The organism is Collimonas antrihumi (assembly GCF_018304965.1).
Classification (GTDB): Bacteria; Pseudomonadota; Gammaproteobacteria; order Burkholderiales; family Burkholderiaceae_D; genus Collimonas; species Collimonas antrihumi.
The window spans coordinates 1-1,250 of sequence record NZ_JAGQED010000067.1; the positions used below are offsets into that span (position 1 = coordinate 1).

1 protein-coding gene is annotated in these 1,250 nt (G+C 56.4%); it reads left to right on the top strand.

From position 1 onward, the window contains the following. The first annotated feature begins 64 nt into the window (after positions 1-64). A protein-coding gene (locus tag KHU29_RS22010; RefSeq protein ID WP_211455461.1) for an IS3 family transposase occupies positions 65-1,242 on the top strand; the annotation gives its coding sequence in 2 pieces (ribosomal slippage) (positions 65-332 and positions 332-1,242; 1,179 coding nt in all). The last annotated feature ends 8 nt before the right edge of the window (positions 1,243-1,250 follow it).

Sequence of the window (1,250 nt, forward strand, 5' to 3'; positions counted from 1 at the left end):
TGTAGTGGTCTAATTTGCCCGGACACCTCGATAGGTGGACAATCCACCATCCGAGGAGATTTGCATGACAAGGCAACGCCGCAATTTCGACCCCAGCTTTAAGCTTGAGGTCGTCAAAATGATCAAAGAACAGGGACTCAGTGTTCAGCATGTATGCCAGAGCATGAGCATTGGTCCGACCGCCGTGCGTCGCTGGCTGGAGCAGTACGATGCCGAGCAATCCGGCCAACCTGGCATTGGCAAGCCGCTGACGCCCGAGCAGCAACGAATCAGGCAGTTGGAGCAGGAGAACCGCCAACTGCGAGGAGATGTAGAAATCTTAAAAAAGGCCTCGGCCTTCTTTGCCCGCGAGCTGAAATGAGTTTTCGACTTATCGACGAGCTGCAAACGAAGGCCATCCCTGTCGCACAGAGCTGCCGTGTGCTGGGTGTTAGCCGTTCCGGTTTCTACGAAGCGAAGCGCCGCGCTACCGCGCCGGTTGTTTGCAAAGCGAGTGTTCATGTACGAGCTGCTTTCGTGGCAAGTCACCAGAGCTATGGCAGCCGCCGTATGGTGACGGAGCTATCAAACCGCGGCATCACGGCCGGGCGCTTCAAGGTTCGTCGGTTGATGCGCCAGGCGGGCTTAAAACCAGTCTGGAAGCGCAAATTCATTCACACTACCGACAGCAAACATGATCTGCCGATCGCAGCCAACGTGCTGGCCCGCCAGTTCAATCCGGCTGCGCCAAACAAGGCCTACGTCTCCGACATCACCTACGTGCGCACTGGCGCCGGCTGGCTGTACCTGGCAGTGGTGATCGACCTATTCTCGCGCAAAGTGGTCGGCTGGGCCATGGCACCGAGCATGCCGGCTAAGCTGGTCTGCGATGCCTTGCACATGGCGGTTCAACAGCGGCGGCCAGACAAAGGATTGGTCGTTCACTCAGACCGTGGCAGCCAGTATGCAAGTGCCCAGTACCAAGCTGTGCTAGCCAGTCACGGCTTCATCTGCAGCATGAGCCGCAAAGGAAACTGCTGGGACAATGCAGTTGCCGAACGCTTCTTCCTGAATCTCAAAATGGAACGGGTGTGGCAGCGCCAATATGCCAATCATGCAGAGGCCAAGATCGATATCGCCGCCTACATCGTCGGCTTCTACAACAACGAACGTTTGCATTCAGTTCTGGGCAATCTGCCGCCCTCCGTCTACGAACGGAACATGGCAGCAAACAAACCTATCGTCGTGTCCGAATTTACTTGACCACTACA